The following is a 17,295-nucleotide window of genomic DNA, read 5'->3' as shown; positions in this document are numbered from 1 at the left end:
CCTGTTTCCCCTTGGACAGGACATGACGGGCCGGAAAAAAGACAGGACGAACACGCGCCACGGGGTTTTTCCCGGTTTTGGCGACAGGAGACAAGATCGCATGAAGTTCCGCACAGGTCTGATGCTCGGTGCCACCGCCATGACCGGCCTTGCCCTGGCTCTCTCTCCGGGTCACTTCCCTGCTGGATTGCTTCTGCCCGCACCCGTTCAGGCGCAGACCGCGACCCCCGATGCAGCCCCCACCGCAAACCACGCTGAAACGTACCGCCTGCTGACCCTGTTCGGCACGGTGCTGGATCTGGTGCGCTCCGATTATGTCGAGCCCGTATCCGACCGTGACCTGATCACCAATGCGCTCAACGGCATGCTCAGTGGCCTTGATCCGCACAGTTCGTACATGACCCAGAAGCAGTACGAAGACATGATGGTGCAGATGAAAGGCGAGTTCGGCGGTCTCGGGCTGGAACTCCAGCAGCAGGATGGCCATATCCGCGTGGTTTCGCCCATTGATGGTACGCCGGGCTTCCGGGCTGGAATCAAGCCGGGTGACTATATTATTGCCGTGGATGGCCACACCGTGGACGGTACGCCGCTGGATGAAGCCGTCAAGAAAATGCGCGGCAAGCCCGACACCAAGATTACGCTGACACTGGTGCGCGAAAAAACGCCCAAGCCCATCGTGGTGACGCTCACGCGCGAGATCATCCATATCGATGTGGTCAAATCCGCACTGTATGACCGGATCGGCTATATCCGTATCGCGCAGTTCAACGAAACCACCGAAAAGGAACTGCTTAAGGCCTATAACAGCCTGCGCCAGCAGGCCGGTGGCAAGCTGGCGGGCCTTGTGCTCGACCTGCGTAACGATCCCGGCGGGCTGCTGGATCAGGCGGTTGAGGTGTCTTCCAGCTTCATCCGCTCGGGCGAGATCGTCTCCACCCGGGCGCGCCACCCCAAAGACAGCCAGCGCTGGGATGCCCACGGCACCGATATTACCGATGGCCTGCCCATGGTGGTGCTGATCAATGGCGGCTCTGCCTCGGCGTCTGAAATTGTTTCGGGCGCCCTGCAGGATCACCATCGCGCCGTACTGCTGGGCACGCGCTCCTTTGGTAAAGGGTCGGTTCAGTCCATCATCCCCATTCCGGGCAATGGTGCGGTGCGTCTGACGACTGCGCGCTACTACACGCCTTCGGGCCGGTCCATTCAGGCGCTGGGCATCATGCCCGATATTACGGTCAAGGAAACACGGGACGATCCGGGGCTGAGCCTGCGTGAAGCCGACCTTGAGCATATTCTGAAAAATCAGGGCGGCAACACCACCAAAGCCCAGCCCCGCACCGACCTGCCCGCCATCGCTGCGGATATTCCTTCCGAACCGCCCGCGAACTGGCCGGAGTTTGACTACAGCAAACCCTCAACCGACTTCCAGTTACAAGAAGGACTGCGGGTTGTGCGCTCGATGGCCGGACTGCCTGCACCGGCCCCGACCGTGCCGCCTGCTACCGTCAAAACACCAGCCAAAGCGGATAGCGCGCCCCATCAGTAACGGCGTAGAGCGAGCAAGAGAGCGGTCATGCGCACCCCTTCCCTGTGGCGGCGGCTTACAACCCGCGGCAGACTGTTCATCTGGTTCTGGCTTGCCGTCGCGGCGGTTGGTGCCATTCTGGCGGCACGCCTGCATTTTATCAGACCTCCGCATCCCTCCATTGCACAGTGGAATGCGGATGTAGCTCGCCACCACTTAAAGGGCGAGCACAACACCATTCTGCCCCCGCAGATGGCGCTCCTTGAAAAACATAACGGCACGGGGGGCTTCCCCCTGCCTATGACTGGCCCGCACGGACAGACAGCCCGCCAAATTTACGCGGCCCCAACCGTGGATGTACCGCCAGGCACCCCCATGGTAGCCGTGCTGGTGGAAGGCATAAGCCAGCCGGATGATCAGACAACCGATGCCCTGGCCTCGCTCCCCGGCCCGATCTCGGTTGCGTTTTCGCCTTATCTTTCGGGGGCGGATACACTCATGGAAACCGCTCGCCAGCACCAGCACGAAACCCTGCTGGTGCTGCCCATGCAGGCAACCAACAAACCCGCCCCCACCGCCACGCCCCAGACACCTCCAGCCGATGATGCGGGGCCACGGGCCATCAGCCTGCTGAACTCAGCCCAGCAGAACACGGAAAACCTGAACTGGGTTCTCTCACGCATGGCGGGTTATGTCGGGGTTGTTGGCACACCCACGGGGCCGAATGAAAATGCCCTGTTACATTCACAGGATTTCAGCAATCTTCTGAACACATTAGACAAGCGCGGCCTACTGTACGTGAACGGCGCTACGGATCAGGCCATAAGCGGGCCGGGCCTTTTGGGACAGGCTGATGTGCAGATCAATGCCGATACGGATATCGTGGGGATTGATATACAGCTTCTCAAACTCCAGCAGGCAGCCCGGCGCAATGGTCATGCCATTGGTGTCATCAACCCGTTGCGGCCTGTAGCACTCGCCTGCCTGCGGGCATGGATCGCCCATCTGCAAGATATCGGTATTGCCCTTGTGCCGGTCAGCCAGCTTATTCTCCCACCCGATCCGGCTGATACACCCCCTGCGACACCCACAGGCTCCATGCGGGTCAATCTGGCGCCTCCAACCGCCACACAGGGTCGATAAAAACCATGACAGAGACTGCTAACCTGCCTTATCGCCCCAATGTCGGCGCCATGATTTTCCATCCCGATGGCCGGGTGTTTATCGCCCGCCGCACGGATATGCCCGGCGCAGGCGGCCCGCTGAGCGATGGCACATGGCAATGCCCGCAAGGCGGTATTGATGAGGGGGAAGACCCCGCAAAAGCCGTACTGCGTGAAGTATGGGAAGAAACCGGCACGCAGGCCGTCCGTATTCTGGCCGAACATCCCGAATGGATTACCTACGACCTGCCTGATCATCTGATTGGCAAGGCGCTGGGTGGCCGCTATCGTGGGCAGACGCAGAAATGGTTCGCTCTGGCCTTTACCGGACAGGATGCCGATATCCGACTGGATACGCATCTTCCTGCCGAATTCGATGCCTGGATGTGGGTTGACCTGAAAACCCTGCCCGAACGTAATGTCGGGTTCAAAAAGCCGATTTATGAACGGCTGGCCCGAGACTTTGCAGGGCTTGCGGGCTTATCCCGATAAGAACGCGCTTTAAAAACCAGCCTACAAAAAACGCTTCCAAATCCATAAAAATTTTGAGCCGTCGCCTTTTTTAAAGAAGGCGACGGCCTTTGAAGCTTTTTGGAAAAAGCTTCACCAAAAACTTTTATCATTTTTTATAAGGTCGTTGTTTTAAGGCGACCTTTAAAAAGCAAGCCTACCCGCGCACACCTTAATGCGCGGACTTGACCTTACCATCACCCCGCATGGGTGAGCACAGGAAACAGAACGGGACACACAGGAACGCCCCGATCCCCAGAATCATGAAAACCTCGTTATAGGCCAGCATGGATACCTGCTTGGTAAACTGCTGGAACATTGTATGCTGGGCCACACTGTCCAGCAGCGCAGGTGATGTGCCACGCGCCTGCGCTACACTACGCACCCGATCCAGATACTCATTGAACGGCTGGTGATAGGCCGTCATCCAATGTGTCATATGGGCCTGATGGGCCTGCCTTCGCTCGGTCAGCAAGGCGGTGGCACCGGAAATTGCCAAAGACCCCAACACATTGCGCGACATGCTGAACAGTGCCGAGGCATCGGCATTCAGGCGTTCAGGAATGGTGGCATAAGCAATGGTGGAAAGTGGCACGAACAGAAAGGCCAGACACGCGGTCTGACTCATACGGAACAGCACCAAATGCCTGAAATCAAGCAGCGGCAGCAACTGGGCTGAAAAGAACAGCGAACATCCCATGAGCGTAAAGCCTGTAGCAATCACGCTGCGCACGCTCATGATGGTCATGAGTTTGCCCACGATGGGGATCAGCACAATCACCGCAAGCCCGCCGGGCGAAAGCACAAGCCCTGAAAGGGTAGCCGTATATCCCATGACCTGCTGGGCAAACTGCGGCACCACAATGGCCGAGGCATAAAGCAGCGCCCCCATAGCCCCCATGAGCGCTGTGCCCATAGCAAAGTTACGGTCTTTGAAAACCCGCAGATCAACAGCAGGTTTATCCGTATGCAGCAACCAAAGGATAGCACTACCCAGACCAAAAACGGCCAGAACCGCCATGATCCGGATAAAGGTGGAACCAAACCAATCCGCATCCTCGCCGCGATCAACCATGATTTCAAGGCAACTGAAGCCAATGGTGATCAGGCTGATACCGATCACATCCACCGGGGCTTTCTGCTTGCGCGCCCACGGGGGGTCTTCCACCACAGCCATAACGCCGGTTGTCGTCAGGATACCGAATGGCACGTTGATGAAGAAAATCCAGCGCCACGAAAAGTTATCCGTAATCCACCCGCCCAGCGTCGGGCCAATAACCGGCCCCACCACTGCGGCAATGGCCGTCAGCCCGAAAGCCGCCGCACGCTTGGCCGGAGGAAAACTGTCAAGAATGATCGATTGCTGGTTGGGCTGCAGCCCCCCGCCAAAAAAGCCCTGCATCAGCCTGAACACAACCAGTTCGCCCAGACTGGTGGCCATGCCACACAGAAAGGAAGACACCGTGAACATGATGATACAGATCAGAAAATAGTTTTTCCGACCAAAAACTTTTCCAAGCCACCCCGAAATGGTCAGCACGATGCCGTTCGCAACCAGATAGGCCGTGAGTGTCCATGTTGCATCATCATACGTGCTGGACAGACTGCCCGCGATATGGGGCAGCGACACGTTGACGATGGTGGTATCCAGAATTTCCATGAACGCCGCCAATGTCACCACAAAAGCGACAGTCCACGGATTATGCTTGGGCTTCCACCCGCCGGGTGCGACGTTATCGGCTGCCGAGGCCATCAGGGATTCGCCTGCTGGCTATCCTGCGCCGCAGCCTGCGTGCGGGGCGGCGGGGCATCGGAATGGCCCTGCGTATCCACATGCACCACGGGTTCGACCGACAGGCCGAGCGCCAGCGGCTGATCCGGGTCCAGACCTTCATCAATAATGATCTTCACCGGCACGCGCTGCACGATCTTGACGTAGTTGCCCGTTGCATTTTCAGGCGGGAAAGCACTGAACGTAGCCCCCGTGCCTTTTTGCAGCGAATCAACATGGCCACGCAGTTTCAGGCCCGGATAGGCATCAACACGCACATCCACTTTCTGGCCCGGCTTCATGCGGGTGATCTGGGTTTCCTTATAGTTGGCCACTACCCAGACTTCAGGCTCCACAATGGAAAAGACGTTCTGGCCCTTATGGACATAATTACCCTGTTCGATATTGCGCTGGCTGATCCAGCCATCACAGGGTGCGCGCAGAACAGTCCAGCCGAGGTTCAGGTCAGCGCTTACCAGTTCGGCATCAGCGCCATGCACATTGGCCTCATCCTGCGTCACCCGTATGGCGGTGTTATGGATGTTAGGCTGCACGGGCATGGCCATCTGCACGGAACCCTGAGCCGCTGTTACCTGCGCGCGAGCGGCATCGAGTGCGGCCTGAGCATAATCCATATCCTGCTGCGATGTCGCGGCGCGGGCTACGGTATGCTGGCGGCGGTAATCCGTCTGCGCCCGGAACTCCTGCGCACGCGCTTCAGCCAGACGCCCCTGCGCCTGCATGAGCGCACCGGGGTATTCGAGCATGGCTACCGCGTGCATCATCTCGCTGGCCTGTGCCGTTGCTTTTGCGGCATCGAGCGAAGCCGCGGCCCGATCGCGCGAAGCCTGCCAGTCACGCGGGTCGATTTTGGCCAGAATCTGGCCTTTGTGTACGAACTCGTTGTCGTTCACCAGCAGCGCCACCACGTAGCCTTCAACATGGGGGGCAATGCCTACGGCACGCCCGGCGGTAAAGGCATCATCGGTTTCAATCTCGTTGCGGGTAAAAAACCAGAAAAGCCCGCCGCCAATAACCAGAATGGCAATAACCGCCGTCAGAATCGGCTTAAGGCGTGAGGGCTTCTTTCCTTCAGGCTTGTCGTTTTTGCCCGCCTGCCCGTCACCCTGCGCGCTGGATGTTTCGGGAGACTGTTCGTGGTTCTCGTCCGCCATGCTTTATTCCTGCCCTGCAAACAACCGTGTCGTAAAAATCCACCACGCGCCGCACTGCGCTGACCGACCGGTTCGGTCAGTATGTTGCACGTTCGTCTCTCCGCTTCAAGCGTGGCCTTTCATCCGGGTGTAAAAGCCGCCTTCTGGCTGTGTTTTTTAATGTTCGAAGCCCTGCGTCCGCACAAGTTGCGCATAAAGCCCGTCACGCGCCATCAGTTCATCATGGGTTCCGCATTCAACCGCGCGGCCATGCTCCATAACCACAACCATATCCGCCGAACGGATGGTAGAGAGGCGATGCGCCACCACCAGCGTCGTGCGCCCACGCCGCAGAGTTGCCAGCGCCTCCTGCACGGCAGCCTCGTTCTGGCTATCAAGTGCGCTGGTGGCTTCATCCAGCAACAGCAACCGCGGGTTACGCAGGAGTGCCCGCGCCAGCGCCACACGCTGGCGCTGGCCACCTGAAAGACGCTGCCCCCCCGGCCCTACCTGCGTTTCCACCCCTTCAGGCAGTTCCGTAATGAACTGTTCCGCCGAGGCCGCACGAATAGCCTCCCAGATTTCTGCTTCCGTTGCACTGGGGCGTCCTACCAGAATGTTGTCGCGCACGGAAAAATCAAACAGAAGCGGGTCCTGACTGACATAGGCAATGGCGTCGCGCAGGCTCGCCAGCCGGATGTCGCGCAGATCCAGCCCGTCCAGCACAATACGTCCGCTCGTAACATCATGCAGTCGCGGCACCAGTGACAGTGCTGTTGATTTACCCGCGCCCGATGCTCCCACCAGCGCAACAGTACATCCCGGACGCGCGTCAAAACTCAACCCAGCAAGACCCGTGCGCCCATCGGCATAAACAAAGCCCACGGACTCGAACACCAGATGGCCATGCCCCTCCGGCAAGGGCATAGCGTGTGGCCGGTCCATAACGGCGGGTTTTTCATCAATCATTTTAAATACGCGGCTTAACCCTGCCATCCCTTCCTGCAAGGCGGAATGCACGGCACCCAGAGCGCGCAAGGGCCGCGCCGCCAGAAGCAGAGCCGCAACAAAGCCGGAAAAATCACCCAGCGAAGCCCCACCTGTAGCCGCACGCCAGCCAGCAAACCCCAGAACCGCCGCAACAGCAGCGCCCCCCAGCGTTTCCAGCAGCGGCTCAACCCGCGCACGGCTATACGCGATCTGCAAAACAGCCTGATGCAGCCGGTCAAAAGACAGTGCAGCCCGGCGGCGCTCGGCCTGCTCCAGCCGGTAAACCCGCACTGTACGGGCCTGCGAAAAACTTTCGGTCAGCAGGGCCGAGGTTTCGCCCATCCGCTCCTGCATTCCACCCGAAGCCCGGCGCACCCTGCGGCCCAGTTTCTGGATAGGCAGCACAGCCGGAGGATACAGCAGGGCCGCGATCAGGCTCAGTTCCCAGTCCATATAGAACATGGACACGACAAGCCCCACGACCGTGACCGCATCCCCCACCGAGCTGACAGCCCGCAGCATGGCATCACGCACAGCCACCGCATCGGTTGTGAAGCGCGAGGCCAGCTTAGCGGGAGCCTCGTTTTCCACCTGCGTAATATCGCTGCGGATCATATGGTCGAACATTTCGCCCTGAAGGCCGCGCACCACCTTGAGCACAAGCCCCTGTGTGACGATGGTCTGTCCATACTGGGCAAGGGATTTGGCGGCTGTCAGCAGCACAACAAGCAGCGGCACCTGGTACAGAATGCGCGAATCCCGGGCGGAGAACATGTCCAGCGCACGCTGGATCACCAGCGGATAAAGCGCTGTCAGCAGGGCAGTTACGACCGGCAGCACCGCCGTTATGACCAGATGCGCCTTGTGCTGCCGAATCTGGCCGTGCCAGAGCCTGAGCAGCAGGGCGAACGTGTCATCGAACAGGAATTTACGCTTGTCGGGGCGATTGGCCGGGAGGGTAGCTGTCATGCCCCCATGTAGCAGCCCTCATGCCCCCCGTGCAAAGGGGGCGCACCATATCCCGTGACAGGGCACAGCGCTTTCAGGCTTTACATCCCCAAAATTCGCGCCAATTCAGCGCGGCAGGTCTGTGCCGAAGCCGTACAGCCTCCCTGCCGCCACCACTGTTTAACCTGCAGGATCACCTTCCCCACAGCCGGGCCGGGTGCGACCCCCAGAGCCAGTGCATCACGCCCGGCCAGCGGAAAAACCGGCACATCCAACGCGGATAAACGCTGGCGCAAAGCCACGAAAACCTGCGCAGCCGCCGGGTTCTGCGCCTGACAGAGCCACAACCCCGCCATAAGGCAGTCCGGTGGGGCATCAACCAGCAGGTTGCGCAGGATGTCAGGGGCGGTGTCATCATCCTTCAGCCGCGCCAGAGGGCCATCCGGTGCGCCCGCGCGGGCAATACAGCGCAGGCGGGCGGTTTCCGCTCTGGAAAGTTTTAGCCGCGTTGCCAATGCCGCAGGGGCTTTTGTCAGGGCGGCAAGGCGCAGGAGTACATCTGCCGGGGGCTGACAAGACTCCAGCGCGGCAAGGCGTTCCAGCGCTACCCCTTCGGGCAGGATAACTGCCAAAACCCCGGCCTGCGCCATCAGCCGCATGACGGGCATGACCTGCGGCAAGGCCAGAATCTGCCGTAGCTCCGACCACACCCGCTCAACCGAAAGCCCAGCCAGCAGGTTGGCCCGCTGCGCTATCACCGCCAGTGTATCAGAGGTTGGCTCACCCGTTCCGTAACGGGCCTGAAAGCGAAAAAAGCGCAGGATACGCAAAGAATCTTCTTCAATCCGGCTTTGCGCGTCCCCCACAAAACGCACGCACCCCGCACGCAGATCCTCCTGCCCGCCGAACCAGTCGTACAGCCTGCCTGCCTGATCAAGAAACAGGGCGTTGATGGTAAAATCACGCCGGGCGGCATCCTGTTGCCAGTCATCCGTCCACACCACTACAGCGTGGCGGCCATCAGTCTGCACATCCCGCCGCAAGGTGGTGATTTCACAGGGTTGCCCCTCCACCACTGCAGTAACCGTCCCGTGGGAAAGTCCGGTTGGCACGGCCACAACACCAGCGGCACGCAGGCTGGCCATCACCTGCTCTGGCGGCAGGGGAATGGCCATATCGATATCCGCCACCCGCCTGCCCGCCAGCAGGTCACGCACAACACCGCCAACAAGCCGGGCCTGCGGCAGAATACCCCACAGCACCCCAAGCAAACCGCGCTGGGCAGCAGACAGACCCTGTGTAAGGGCTGGCAGTTCAGACTGTGGGCTCACTCCGTATCGTCCGGACAGTCCGAACAGTCGGCCCCATCGCCCGCAGCCCCGGCAGATGTGGTGCAGCGCGCCAGCGGAAAAAAGCAGCCACAGCTCCATACCCCCATGCACCGCACGCCCCGGTACAGCCCCGGCTCGGCCAGAGCAGCCAGCTCGTACCACACGCTGCGGCTCAGCCGGGCTTCCAGCGGCCAGCGACCATCTCCTGCACGCACCAGCAGATAGGGGGGGCGGGCGTCCACGCTCGCTTCGGGGGGGACATCCCATTCGGTTCGAATCGGATGCTCTCCGCTGGCTGTTACCGTTTCATCCATGTTGGTGCGAAAACATAAGCGCTGTGTGCGCCCTACGCCCGTCCATGTCAGTTCCACGGCAACAAAGGGAGCATCCTCAACCTCGATCACCCCGCTCTCAAAAGGAGAGCGCAGCAGATAGGCTCCCTGTGCATCCCGGGTCAGCAGCGAGCCAAACAGGCACAGCATGGCCTTGCGTTTGATTTCCCCGCCCCGATAGAGCCAGCTTCCATCACGCCGGATCAGAAACGGCAGGCGCGGCACATCCCCTTTGCCCCCTGCCTTACCCGCCTGCGACAGGCAGGCCGCCACGGAATCCAGCCCGGAGTCCGTATGAACGGACGCGCCGAAGTCCTTTTCCCCGCAGGAAGCCCCCCCTGCGTTCTGAGCGTTTTCGCCTTTCACGACCTGATCACCCCGTAATGCGTGTCCATATGCGTCTTCCAATGATATAGGGAGCTTACCCCGCTTGATGAAACCCCCGTATGTCTTCAAGACTGGACAAATGACCGCATCAGACGCTCCGCTCTCAGCACTTTCCTCCGCCACCCGCCCCGATGTGCGGGAGGCAGACCGTATCTGCGAACGGCTGTCGGCCGTCCAGCAGGCACTTGGCGACATCATTTTCGGGCAGGATACCGTTATCCGCCAGACACTTGTCACCATTCTTTCCGGCGGGCACGCGCTGCTGGTCGGGCCACCCGGTCTGGGCAAGACCCTGCTGGTCACGACACTGGGCACGGTACTGGGGCTGGACGCCCGGCGCGTGCAGTTTACGCCCGACCTCATGCCCTCTGACATTACAGGCGGCGAAATCCTTGATGAAGACAGCACCGGCCGCCGGAGCTTCCGCTTTGTTAAGGGGCCGGTTTTCTGCCAGCTTCTCATGGCCGATGAAATCAACCGCGCCAGCCCGCGCACGCAGTCAGCCCTGTTGCAGGCCATGCAGGAACACCACGTAAGCGTTGCGGGTACCGAGCATGCGCTGCCCCAGCCTTTTCATGTGCTGGCCACGCAAAACCCGATCGAGCAGGAAGGCACCTACCCCCTGCCCGAAGCCCAGCTTGACCGCTTCATGCTCCAGATTACGCTGGACTTCCCGCCTGAGGATGCCGAGCGCCAGATGCTGCTGGCCACAACCGGCGTCAGCCGCCCCACGGCAGAGCCAGTGCTCAGCACACGCGGGCTGATTGAAGCCCAGAACATGGTACGCGCCATGCCCGTGGGGGAAAGCATTGTAGAGGCCATTCTGACACTGGTGCGCGCGGCCCGCCCACAAACCACGCCGGATCAGGATCTGAAAAACGCGATCGCATGGGGCCCCGGCCCACGCGCCGCCCAGACCCTGATGCTGGCAACCCGCGCCCGTGCGCTGCTTGATGGCAGGCTGTCTCCAAGCCTTGATGACGTGGCGGCACTCGCCCAGCCGGTTCTGGCTCACCGTATGGCGCTCAGTTTCGCGGCCCGTGCCGATGGCCTGAACCCGGCTGATGTCATTACCCGGCTCGTCAACCGGCTGGGCTGACGTCTTTTGGCCGGGTTCGCGCAGCACATCACCCCGTTTCTGCCAGCTTTCCTGCGCCGGGCGGCAGCGCACCGCACAGGCGGGCAGGCGACTGCACGCCAGCCCCATGCTGGCGGGGGAGCGGGCGTGCCCATGCAGCCCAGTGCGGCCTCCGCCGCGGCACTGGCCGCCCGCATGCCCGACCTGCTGCTGCGCGCACGCCAGACAGCGGCCACGCTGGCGGCTGGCCTGCACCCCCAGCGCCGGGCCGGATGGGGCGACAATTTCTGGCAGTATCGGCCAGCCCAGCCGGGAGAACCCGCAACCCGGATCGACTGGCGGCAGTCCGCCCGCACCCACCATGCGCAGGTGCGTGAAAAAGAAGCCGAAAACGCCCAGACCGTTATCCTGTGGTGCGATCTGTCCGCTTCGATGGACTGGCGCTCGGCCAATACCCTACCCTCCAAGCGCGACAGCGCCGTTACCCTGCTGCTGACCATGGCAGCCCTGCTTTTGCGGGCGGGCGAAAACGTACAACTGGCCGGGCCTTCGGGCCTGTTCCCCCTGCCGATTGGCGGCCCCCCGCTTGAACGCCTGGCTATGGGGTTCAGCGCACAGGCGCAGGCGGAATACGCGGGCACTCAGGAGGGTGTCAGCCAGTCTCCTTTCCAGCGCCTGCCCATACACCTGCCCATGCGCGCGCATCTGTTAATCGCCAGTGATTTTCTTGGCCCGCAGGAGGAAATACAGTCTTTCCTGCGCCACCTCGCCGCACGGCCCGTACGCGCACATCTTCTCCAGATCCGCGACCCGGCCGAAGCCAGCCTGCCTTATGCCGGTCGGGTGCTGTTTACAGGGCCTGAAAATGAAAGCCCGGTGGAACTGTCTGAAACCAGCGATGTCCGCGCCGCCTATGCCGATCTGATCGCCACGCGCGAGCACTGGCTGGCCGAAACCGCCGCACGCTACGGCCATGACCTGACCCGGCACCAGACAGACCAGACAGCGCTCCCGGCCCTGCTGAGCCTGCATACGTTGATGAGCCAGTCCGCATGAGTTTTTCCTCTCCCCTGCTACTGCTCGCACTGGTGGGGCTGCCGCTGGTGTGGTGGCTGCTGCGGGCCACGCCACCACAGCCACGCAGGCAGGTTTTTCCACCCGTGGCACTTCTGGCGGGTTTGCGCACACGCCAGATCGACGCCGTGCGCTCTCCCTTATGGCTCCTGGTCCTCCGCGCGCTGGTTTTCTGCCTGCTGGTCATCGGGCTGGCGGGGCCGTCCTTGCATAATGAGGCAGAAACACCCCCAATCTCCGGCCCGGTGCTGCTGGTTATGGATAACGGTCTGTTTGCCGCCCCCGACTGGGCTGAACGGATCGGCACGGCGCAGGCCATCGTCCAAAGAGCGGCCCGCAGCCAAAGCCCCGTGACCCTGCTGCTGACCGCCCCCACCCCAACGGAACAACCCTCCGACGCCCCGGTTATTCCCCAATCATCCACCGAGGCGGAGCAGGCACTCAACGCCCTGCGTCCCTCGCCGTGGCCGGTCAACCGCACACAGGCGGCCAGACAGCTCGGTGCGCTATCCCACCGCTACGCGCAGGTTTTCTATCTGGCCGATGGCGTTGCCAGCCCGCAGGATGCAGATTTTGCCCAAGCCCTGCGCCATACCGGGGCCGTGCGTGAAGTCCGCTTCCCGCATCAGACAGCACTGGCCCTGACTCCCCCCGCACCGGCCTCGGGCGATGTCATGGCCCATATGCTGGCTCTGCCCGCGGCCCTGCCGCAGGATATGACAGCACTGGCCCGCACGGCTGACGGCGCCACGCTGGCCGCTATTCCCTTCACCCTGCCCGCTCATGCCACACAGGCGGATATTCACCTCGCCCTGCCGCCTGAAGTCCGCAATCAGGTTGAAACCATCACGCTACGCGGCATTGCTGGAGCCGCCACAACCCTGCTGATGGATGAAACCGACCGCATGCGCCCTGTTGGCCTGCTTTCTGCCGGGGGAGCGGATACGCCGCTGGTGGGAGCCCTGTTTTATATCCGTCGCGCACTGGCCCCCACGACTGACCTGCATGAAGGCAACGCCGAAACGCTGCTCAGCCGCCCTCTTTCCGTGCTGATCGCCCCGGACGGCACCCTGACTGGTAACCAGACGCAACAGGTCGTGCGCGCATGGGTGGAAAAAGGCGGCACGCTCATCCGCTTTGCCGGGCCAGCGCTGGCCGGAGCCTCGCATGACGGTGCCAGCCCCGCCGACAGCCTGCTGCCGGTGCCGCTGCTGGATGGCACACGCCAGCTCGGCGGTTCCATGACATGGGGCGCACCGCAAAAACTGGCTGCCTTTGATGCGCTTTCCCCCTTCCGGGGGTTGCCGATACCGGCGGATGTCACCGTAAGCCGGCAGGTTCTTGCCAGCCCGACCGACACGCTGGGCGAGCAGAGCTGGGCGCGTCTGGCCGATGGCACGCCTCTTGTCACCTATGCCACTCTGGGCAAAGGCACACTGGTTCTGTTCCACATCAGCAGCACGGCAGACTGGTCAAACCTGCCGCTTTCGGGGCTGTTCGTCTCCATGCTGCAACGCCTGACAGAACACGCTAACGGCCTTGCCATTCCTGCCGATGACACTCTGCTTTCTCCCGCGCTGAGCCTTGATGGTGAAGGCAATCTCGGCCCGCCACCCGCCTCCGCACGCGGGTTACGTGCCAGCGCCTTCGCAAGCACGCCTGTCTCGCCCGAACATCCGCCCGGCCTGTACGGCCCGCGTAACGGCCGCCGTGCGCTGAACGCCACCGCACAGATCACGACACTTCAGGCAGCAGAGCCAATCGGCACCCTGATTGACCCGCAAACCCGCCAGCCGGACAGACCTCTGGGCCGTTACAGTCTGCTGGCCGCCCTTGTGCTCATGCTGGTGGATGGTCTGGCCATGCTGCTGATGCGTGTTGCCCGCCGTCCTTCCGCCCGTGGGGCGGCGGTGGTTCTGCTGGGCTGTCTACTTGTTGCAGGGGGGGCGGCACACGCACAGGCCCCGGATGATGGTTCCTACCCCCTGCCTCCCTCTGCCCGAACAGCACCACAACAGGCCATGCCCGCAGCCGTGGACGCGGCCCCCCCCGCAATCCAGCAAATCCCGCCCGTACCCCGTGCCGCGCTGGAAACACGACTGGCCTATGTCGTAACCGGCCATGCCGATGTGGATGACGTGTCACGACAGGGGCTTCAGGGCCTGTCGGATTTCGTCAACGCGCGCACCTCCGCCAAGCTGGGAGTGCCCGATGGCATACGCCCCGGACAGGATGACCTGAGCTACTATCCTCTGATTTACTGGCCCGTAACGGCCGATGCCCAGACCTCGCCCGCCATCACCGCCAATCTCAACAGTTTCATGGCGCATGGCGGCATTCTGCTGATCGACACACAGGGGGACAATGCTTCAGGCGAAGAGGGTGGCCCGGCTGACGCCAGCGCGGGCCATGCCCTGCGCCGCGTGACAGCAGGGCTACAGATCCCGCCTTTGACAACCATGACAGACCATCACCTGCTGGCGCATACATTTTACCTGCTGCACGATTTTCCCGGCCGCTACGCCGGACAGCCCATCTGGGTCGCCCGCGAAGGCGATGCGGAAAATGACGATGTCAGCCCGGTCATTATCGGTTCGGCAGACTGGGCCCATGCATGGGCGGTGGATGGTAACGGCGGCACACCCTACGCCGTCCTGCCCGGTGGGGCGGAACAGCGCATTCAGGCTTATCGGTTTGGGCTGAACGCGGTCATTTACGCCCTGACAGGCAGCTACAAGGCAGATCAGGTGCACGTACCCATGCTGCTCAAACGGCTGGAAAACACGCCATGACAGACCTGCTTTCCCACTCTGTCAGCTTTGAACCGCTGGTGCCGCTCTGGCTTCTGGGAGCCTTGGCCCTGCTCGCACTCGGGCTGTGCGTTGCCGGTCTCCTGCGGGCCAGCCGCTCCGGTGCACTGCTCCGGCTTGGGGCCGCCCTTGTTATCCTGACATGGCTGGCCGGGCCACAGCGCCTGCATGAAAACCGCCACCCCCTGCCCCAAACCGCCCTGCTGCTGGTTGACCAGTCTGGCTCCATGTCTTTGGGCCAGAGACGGGCGATCACGCAAAAAGCCGCCGATATTCTGGCGCATGCCCAAGCACCGGGGCTGGAGTTCCGCACCGTCAACGTGCGTGAAAATGGCCATGATGGCACCAGACTGTTTGAAGCGCTCGATCAGGCCGCCGCCGACATTCCGCCCGCGCGCTTTGCCGGGGCTGTCATGCTGACGGATGGCCAGAACCTTGATACCCCCCAAACCATTCCCGACCGGCTCCGTCCGGCGGAAAGTGGCAGCCACCACACCACCCTGCCCCTGCATGTCCTGCTCAGCGCCCGGGGCGAGGAAACCGACCGTAGGCTGGAGGTGCTTGAAGCCCCGCCTTACGCCATAGCCGGGCAGGATGCCCACCTGCGTGTGCGCGTGCAGGATGCCGGGCCGGGCACGCATGACGGCACGCCCGCAACACTGAGTGTACGTGTTAATGGCGAAGCCGCACGCAGCGTACCGGTGCAGACCGGCACCCCGCAGGACATTACGGTGCATGTGGCCCATCCCGGCCAGTTGCTGGTTAGCCTTGCGGTATCACCACTGGAAGGCGAAGTTTCCACTATCAACAACCAGACGGTTGTGACCATTACCGGTATCCGCGACAGGCTAAGGGTGCTGCTGGTTTCAGGCACGCCCAATCAGGGCGAACGGGTATGGCGCAGGCTGCTCAAGGCCGACCCGGCGGTGGATCTCATCCACTTCACCATTCTGCGGCCACCGGAAAAAGATGACGGCACGCCGCTATCCGATCTTGCGCTTATCGCTTTTCCGGTGCGTGAACTCTTTCAGGAAAAAATCCGCCAGTTTGACCTGATCATTCTCGACGGGTTTGAAAACCGCCACATCCTGCCGCGCCTGTATCTTGAAAACATCGCGGATTTCGTGCGTCAGGGCGGTGGCCTGCTGCTAACGGCAGGCCCGGAATTTGTCGGCCCCGGCTCCTTACAGGATACCCCGGTGGGCGATATTCTTCCCGCGCATGTGCCTTTTGACAACAGCATCATCACCCAGCGTTTCCGCCCCGCACTGACAGCCACCGGCCGCAGGCACCCTGTTACGGCCGCCCTGCCCGGCGCACCCCAGAGCCAGCCAGCCCCTTCGGCCAGCACACCACCGGAAACCCCTGACAGTGCGGCCAATGGCACCGGCACATGGGGGCCGTGGTACCGTTCCCTGCGCCCAGACCGCACCCACGGCGAAGTGCTGATGAACGGCCCCGATGGCGCACCGCTGCTACTGCTCGATCATGTTGATCGTGGCCGGGTCGCGCTGCTCCTGTCCGATCAGATCTGGCTCTGGTCTCGGGGCGAAGGCGGCGGCGGGCCACAGGCCGAACTGCTGCGACGGATTTCGCACTGGCTGATGAAAGAGCCGGAGCTGGAAGAAGAACAGCTTACGGCCAGCCTGTCCGATGGTGTGCTGAGCATAACCCGCCACAGCGTTTCCGCCGAGGCTATCAATACCGTCAGCGTAACCGCGCCTTCAGGTGCGACCCAGAGCGTAACCCTTCGCCCCAACCCGCAAGACCCCGGCACCTTCCGGGCCACACTCCCCGCCACGGAAAACGGCATATGGCAGGTGAGCGATGGAACACACACAACCTACGCCGCCCCTGTACAGGCAGACCCGGCAGAGTTTGCCACCCTGCGCGCCACGGCCAGCAAGCTGGAGGACATGACCCGGCAGACCGGCGGCGGCATATTCTGGCTGGGCGATACGCCAGACAGCCTGCATGTGCCCACGGCACGGGTCGCCAGTTCGTCTGACCTGCATGGGGCGGACTGGCTCGCTTTCCCCGCACGCGGCGCCCATACCGTAACCGGACGCACTGCCACCCCCCTGCTGCCAACCGGCCTTTACCTGCTGCTGGCATTGCCCCTGATACTGGCCGCATGGTGGCGCGAAGGGCGCCGTCCGCGCTGATAAAAAACACCAGCCCTCTGCGACAGCGCACTGCCGAATCGCTGTCCTCCTTTC

General features: G+C 62.1%; 12 protein-coding genes. 7 read left to right on the top strand and 5 right to left on the bottom strand.

Annotated features, from left to right (window positions below; all coding sequences use genetic code 11):
- Positions 1–100 precede the first annotated feature (100 nt).
- Genes J2D75_RS01995 through J2D75_RS01985 form a run of 3 tightly spaced genes read left to right on the top strand, consistent with a single transcriptional unit; the run spans position 101 to position 3,183 of the window.
- On the top strand, positions 101–1,549 hold the full coding sequence (locus J2D75_RS01995) for a S41 family peptidase (protein ID WP_207852209.1): 1,449 nt from the start codon (positions 101–103) through the stop codon (positions 1,547–1,549).
- Positions 1,550–1,576: 27 nt separating this feature from the next.
- Positions 1,577–2,671, top strand: a complete 1,095-nt coding sequence (locus tag J2D75_RS01990) for a divergent polysaccharide deacetylase family protein (protein ID WP_207852208.1) — start codon at positions 1,577–1,579, stop codon at positions 2,669–2,671.
- A 5-nt stretch (positions 2,672–2,676) separates the two neighbouring features.
- Positions 2,677–3,183, top strand: coding sequence for an RNA pyrophosphohydrolase (locus tag J2D75_RS01985; protein WP_207852206.1), 507 nt, complete (start codon positions 2,677–2,679; stop codon positions 3,181–3,183).
- A 190-nt stretch (positions 3,184–3,373) separates the two neighbouring features.
- Here the strand turns inward: J2D75_RS01985 and J2D75_RS01980 are convergent, their stop codons facing one another.
- From J2D75_RS01980 to J2D75_RS01960, 5 genes are all read right to left on the bottom strand, one after another.
- Positions 3,374–4,954: a DHA2 family efflux MFS transporter permease subunit gene (locus tag J2D75_RS01980; RefSeq protein ID WP_207852205.1), complete on the bottom strand. Its 1,581-nt coding sequence runs from the start codon at positions 4,952–4,954 to the stop codon at positions 3,374–3,376.
- Positions 4,954–6,147, bottom strand: a complete 1,194-nt coding sequence (locus J2D75_RS01975) for an HlyD family secretion protein (RefSeq protein WP_207852204.1) — start codon at positions 6,145–6,147, stop codon at positions 4,954–4,956. Before J2D75_RS01975 ends, J2D75_RS01980 begins: the two co-directional genes overlap by 1 nt.
- A gap of 156 nt (positions 6,148–6,303) precedes the next feature.
- Entirely contained in the window at positions 6,304–8,085 is a 1,782-nt protein-coding gene (locus J2D75_RS01970) for an ABC transporter ATP-binding protein (RefSeq protein WP_207852202.1), read from the bottom strand.
- A gap of 80 nt (positions 8,086–8,165) precedes the next feature.
- A complete protein-coding gene (locus J2D75_RS01965; RefSeq protein WP_408736730.1) occupies positions 8,166–9,377 on the bottom strand; it encodes a CCA tRNA nucleotidyltransferase in 1,212 nt (403 codons plus the stop codon).
- 14 nt (positions 9,378–9,391) lie between these two features.
- Entirely contained in the window at positions 9,392–10,009 is a 618-nt protein-coding gene (locus J2D75_RS01960) for a DUF1285 domain-containing protein (RefSeq protein WP_207852816.1), read from the bottom strand.
- A 184-nt stretch (positions 10,010–10,193) separates the two neighbouring features.
- Between J2D75_RS01960 and J2D75_RS01955 the strand changes: the two genes are divergently transcribed.
- Genes J2D75_RS01955 through J2D75_RS01940 form a run of 4 tightly spaced genes read left to right on the top strand, consistent with a single transcriptional unit; the run spans position 10,194 to position 17,241 of the window.
- On the top strand, positions 10,194–11,213 hold the full coding sequence (locus tag J2D75_RS01955; RefSeq protein WP_207852199.1) for an AAA family ATPase: 1,020 nt from the start codon (positions 10,194–10,196) through the stop codon (positions 11,211–11,213).
- Between the two features lie 6 nt (positions 11,214–11,219).
- Positions 11,220–12,248, top strand: a complete 1,029-nt coding sequence (locus J2D75_RS01950) for a DUF58 domain-containing protein (protein ID WP_207852197.1) — start codon at positions 11,220–11,222, stop codon at positions 12,246–12,248.
- Positions 12,245–15,058, top strand: coding sequence for a DUF4159 domain-containing protein (locus tag J2D75_RS01945; RefSeq protein WP_207852195.1), 2,814 nt, complete (start codon positions 12,245–12,247; stop codon positions 15,056–15,058). The genes J2D75_RS01950 and J2D75_RS01945 overlap by 4 nt, the downstream gene beginning before the upstream one ends.
- Entirely contained in the window at positions 15,055–17,241 is a 2,187-nt protein-coding gene (locus J2D75_RS01940) for a VWA domain-containing protein (RefSeq protein WP_207852193.1), read from the top strand. The genes J2D75_RS01945 and J2D75_RS01940 overlap by 4 nt, the downstream gene beginning before the upstream one ends.
- Positions 17,242–17,295 lie beyond the last annotated feature (54 nt).

This window comes from Acetobacter suratthaniensis (assembly GCF_017377745.1).
Classification (GTDB): Bacteria; Pseudomonadota; Alphaproteobacteria; order Acetobacterales; family Acetobacteraceae; genus Acetobacter; species Acetobacter suratthaniensis.
The sequence above is the reverse complement of the archived record's forward strand: the minus strand, read 5'-3'. Positions and strand labels throughout refer to the sequence as shown.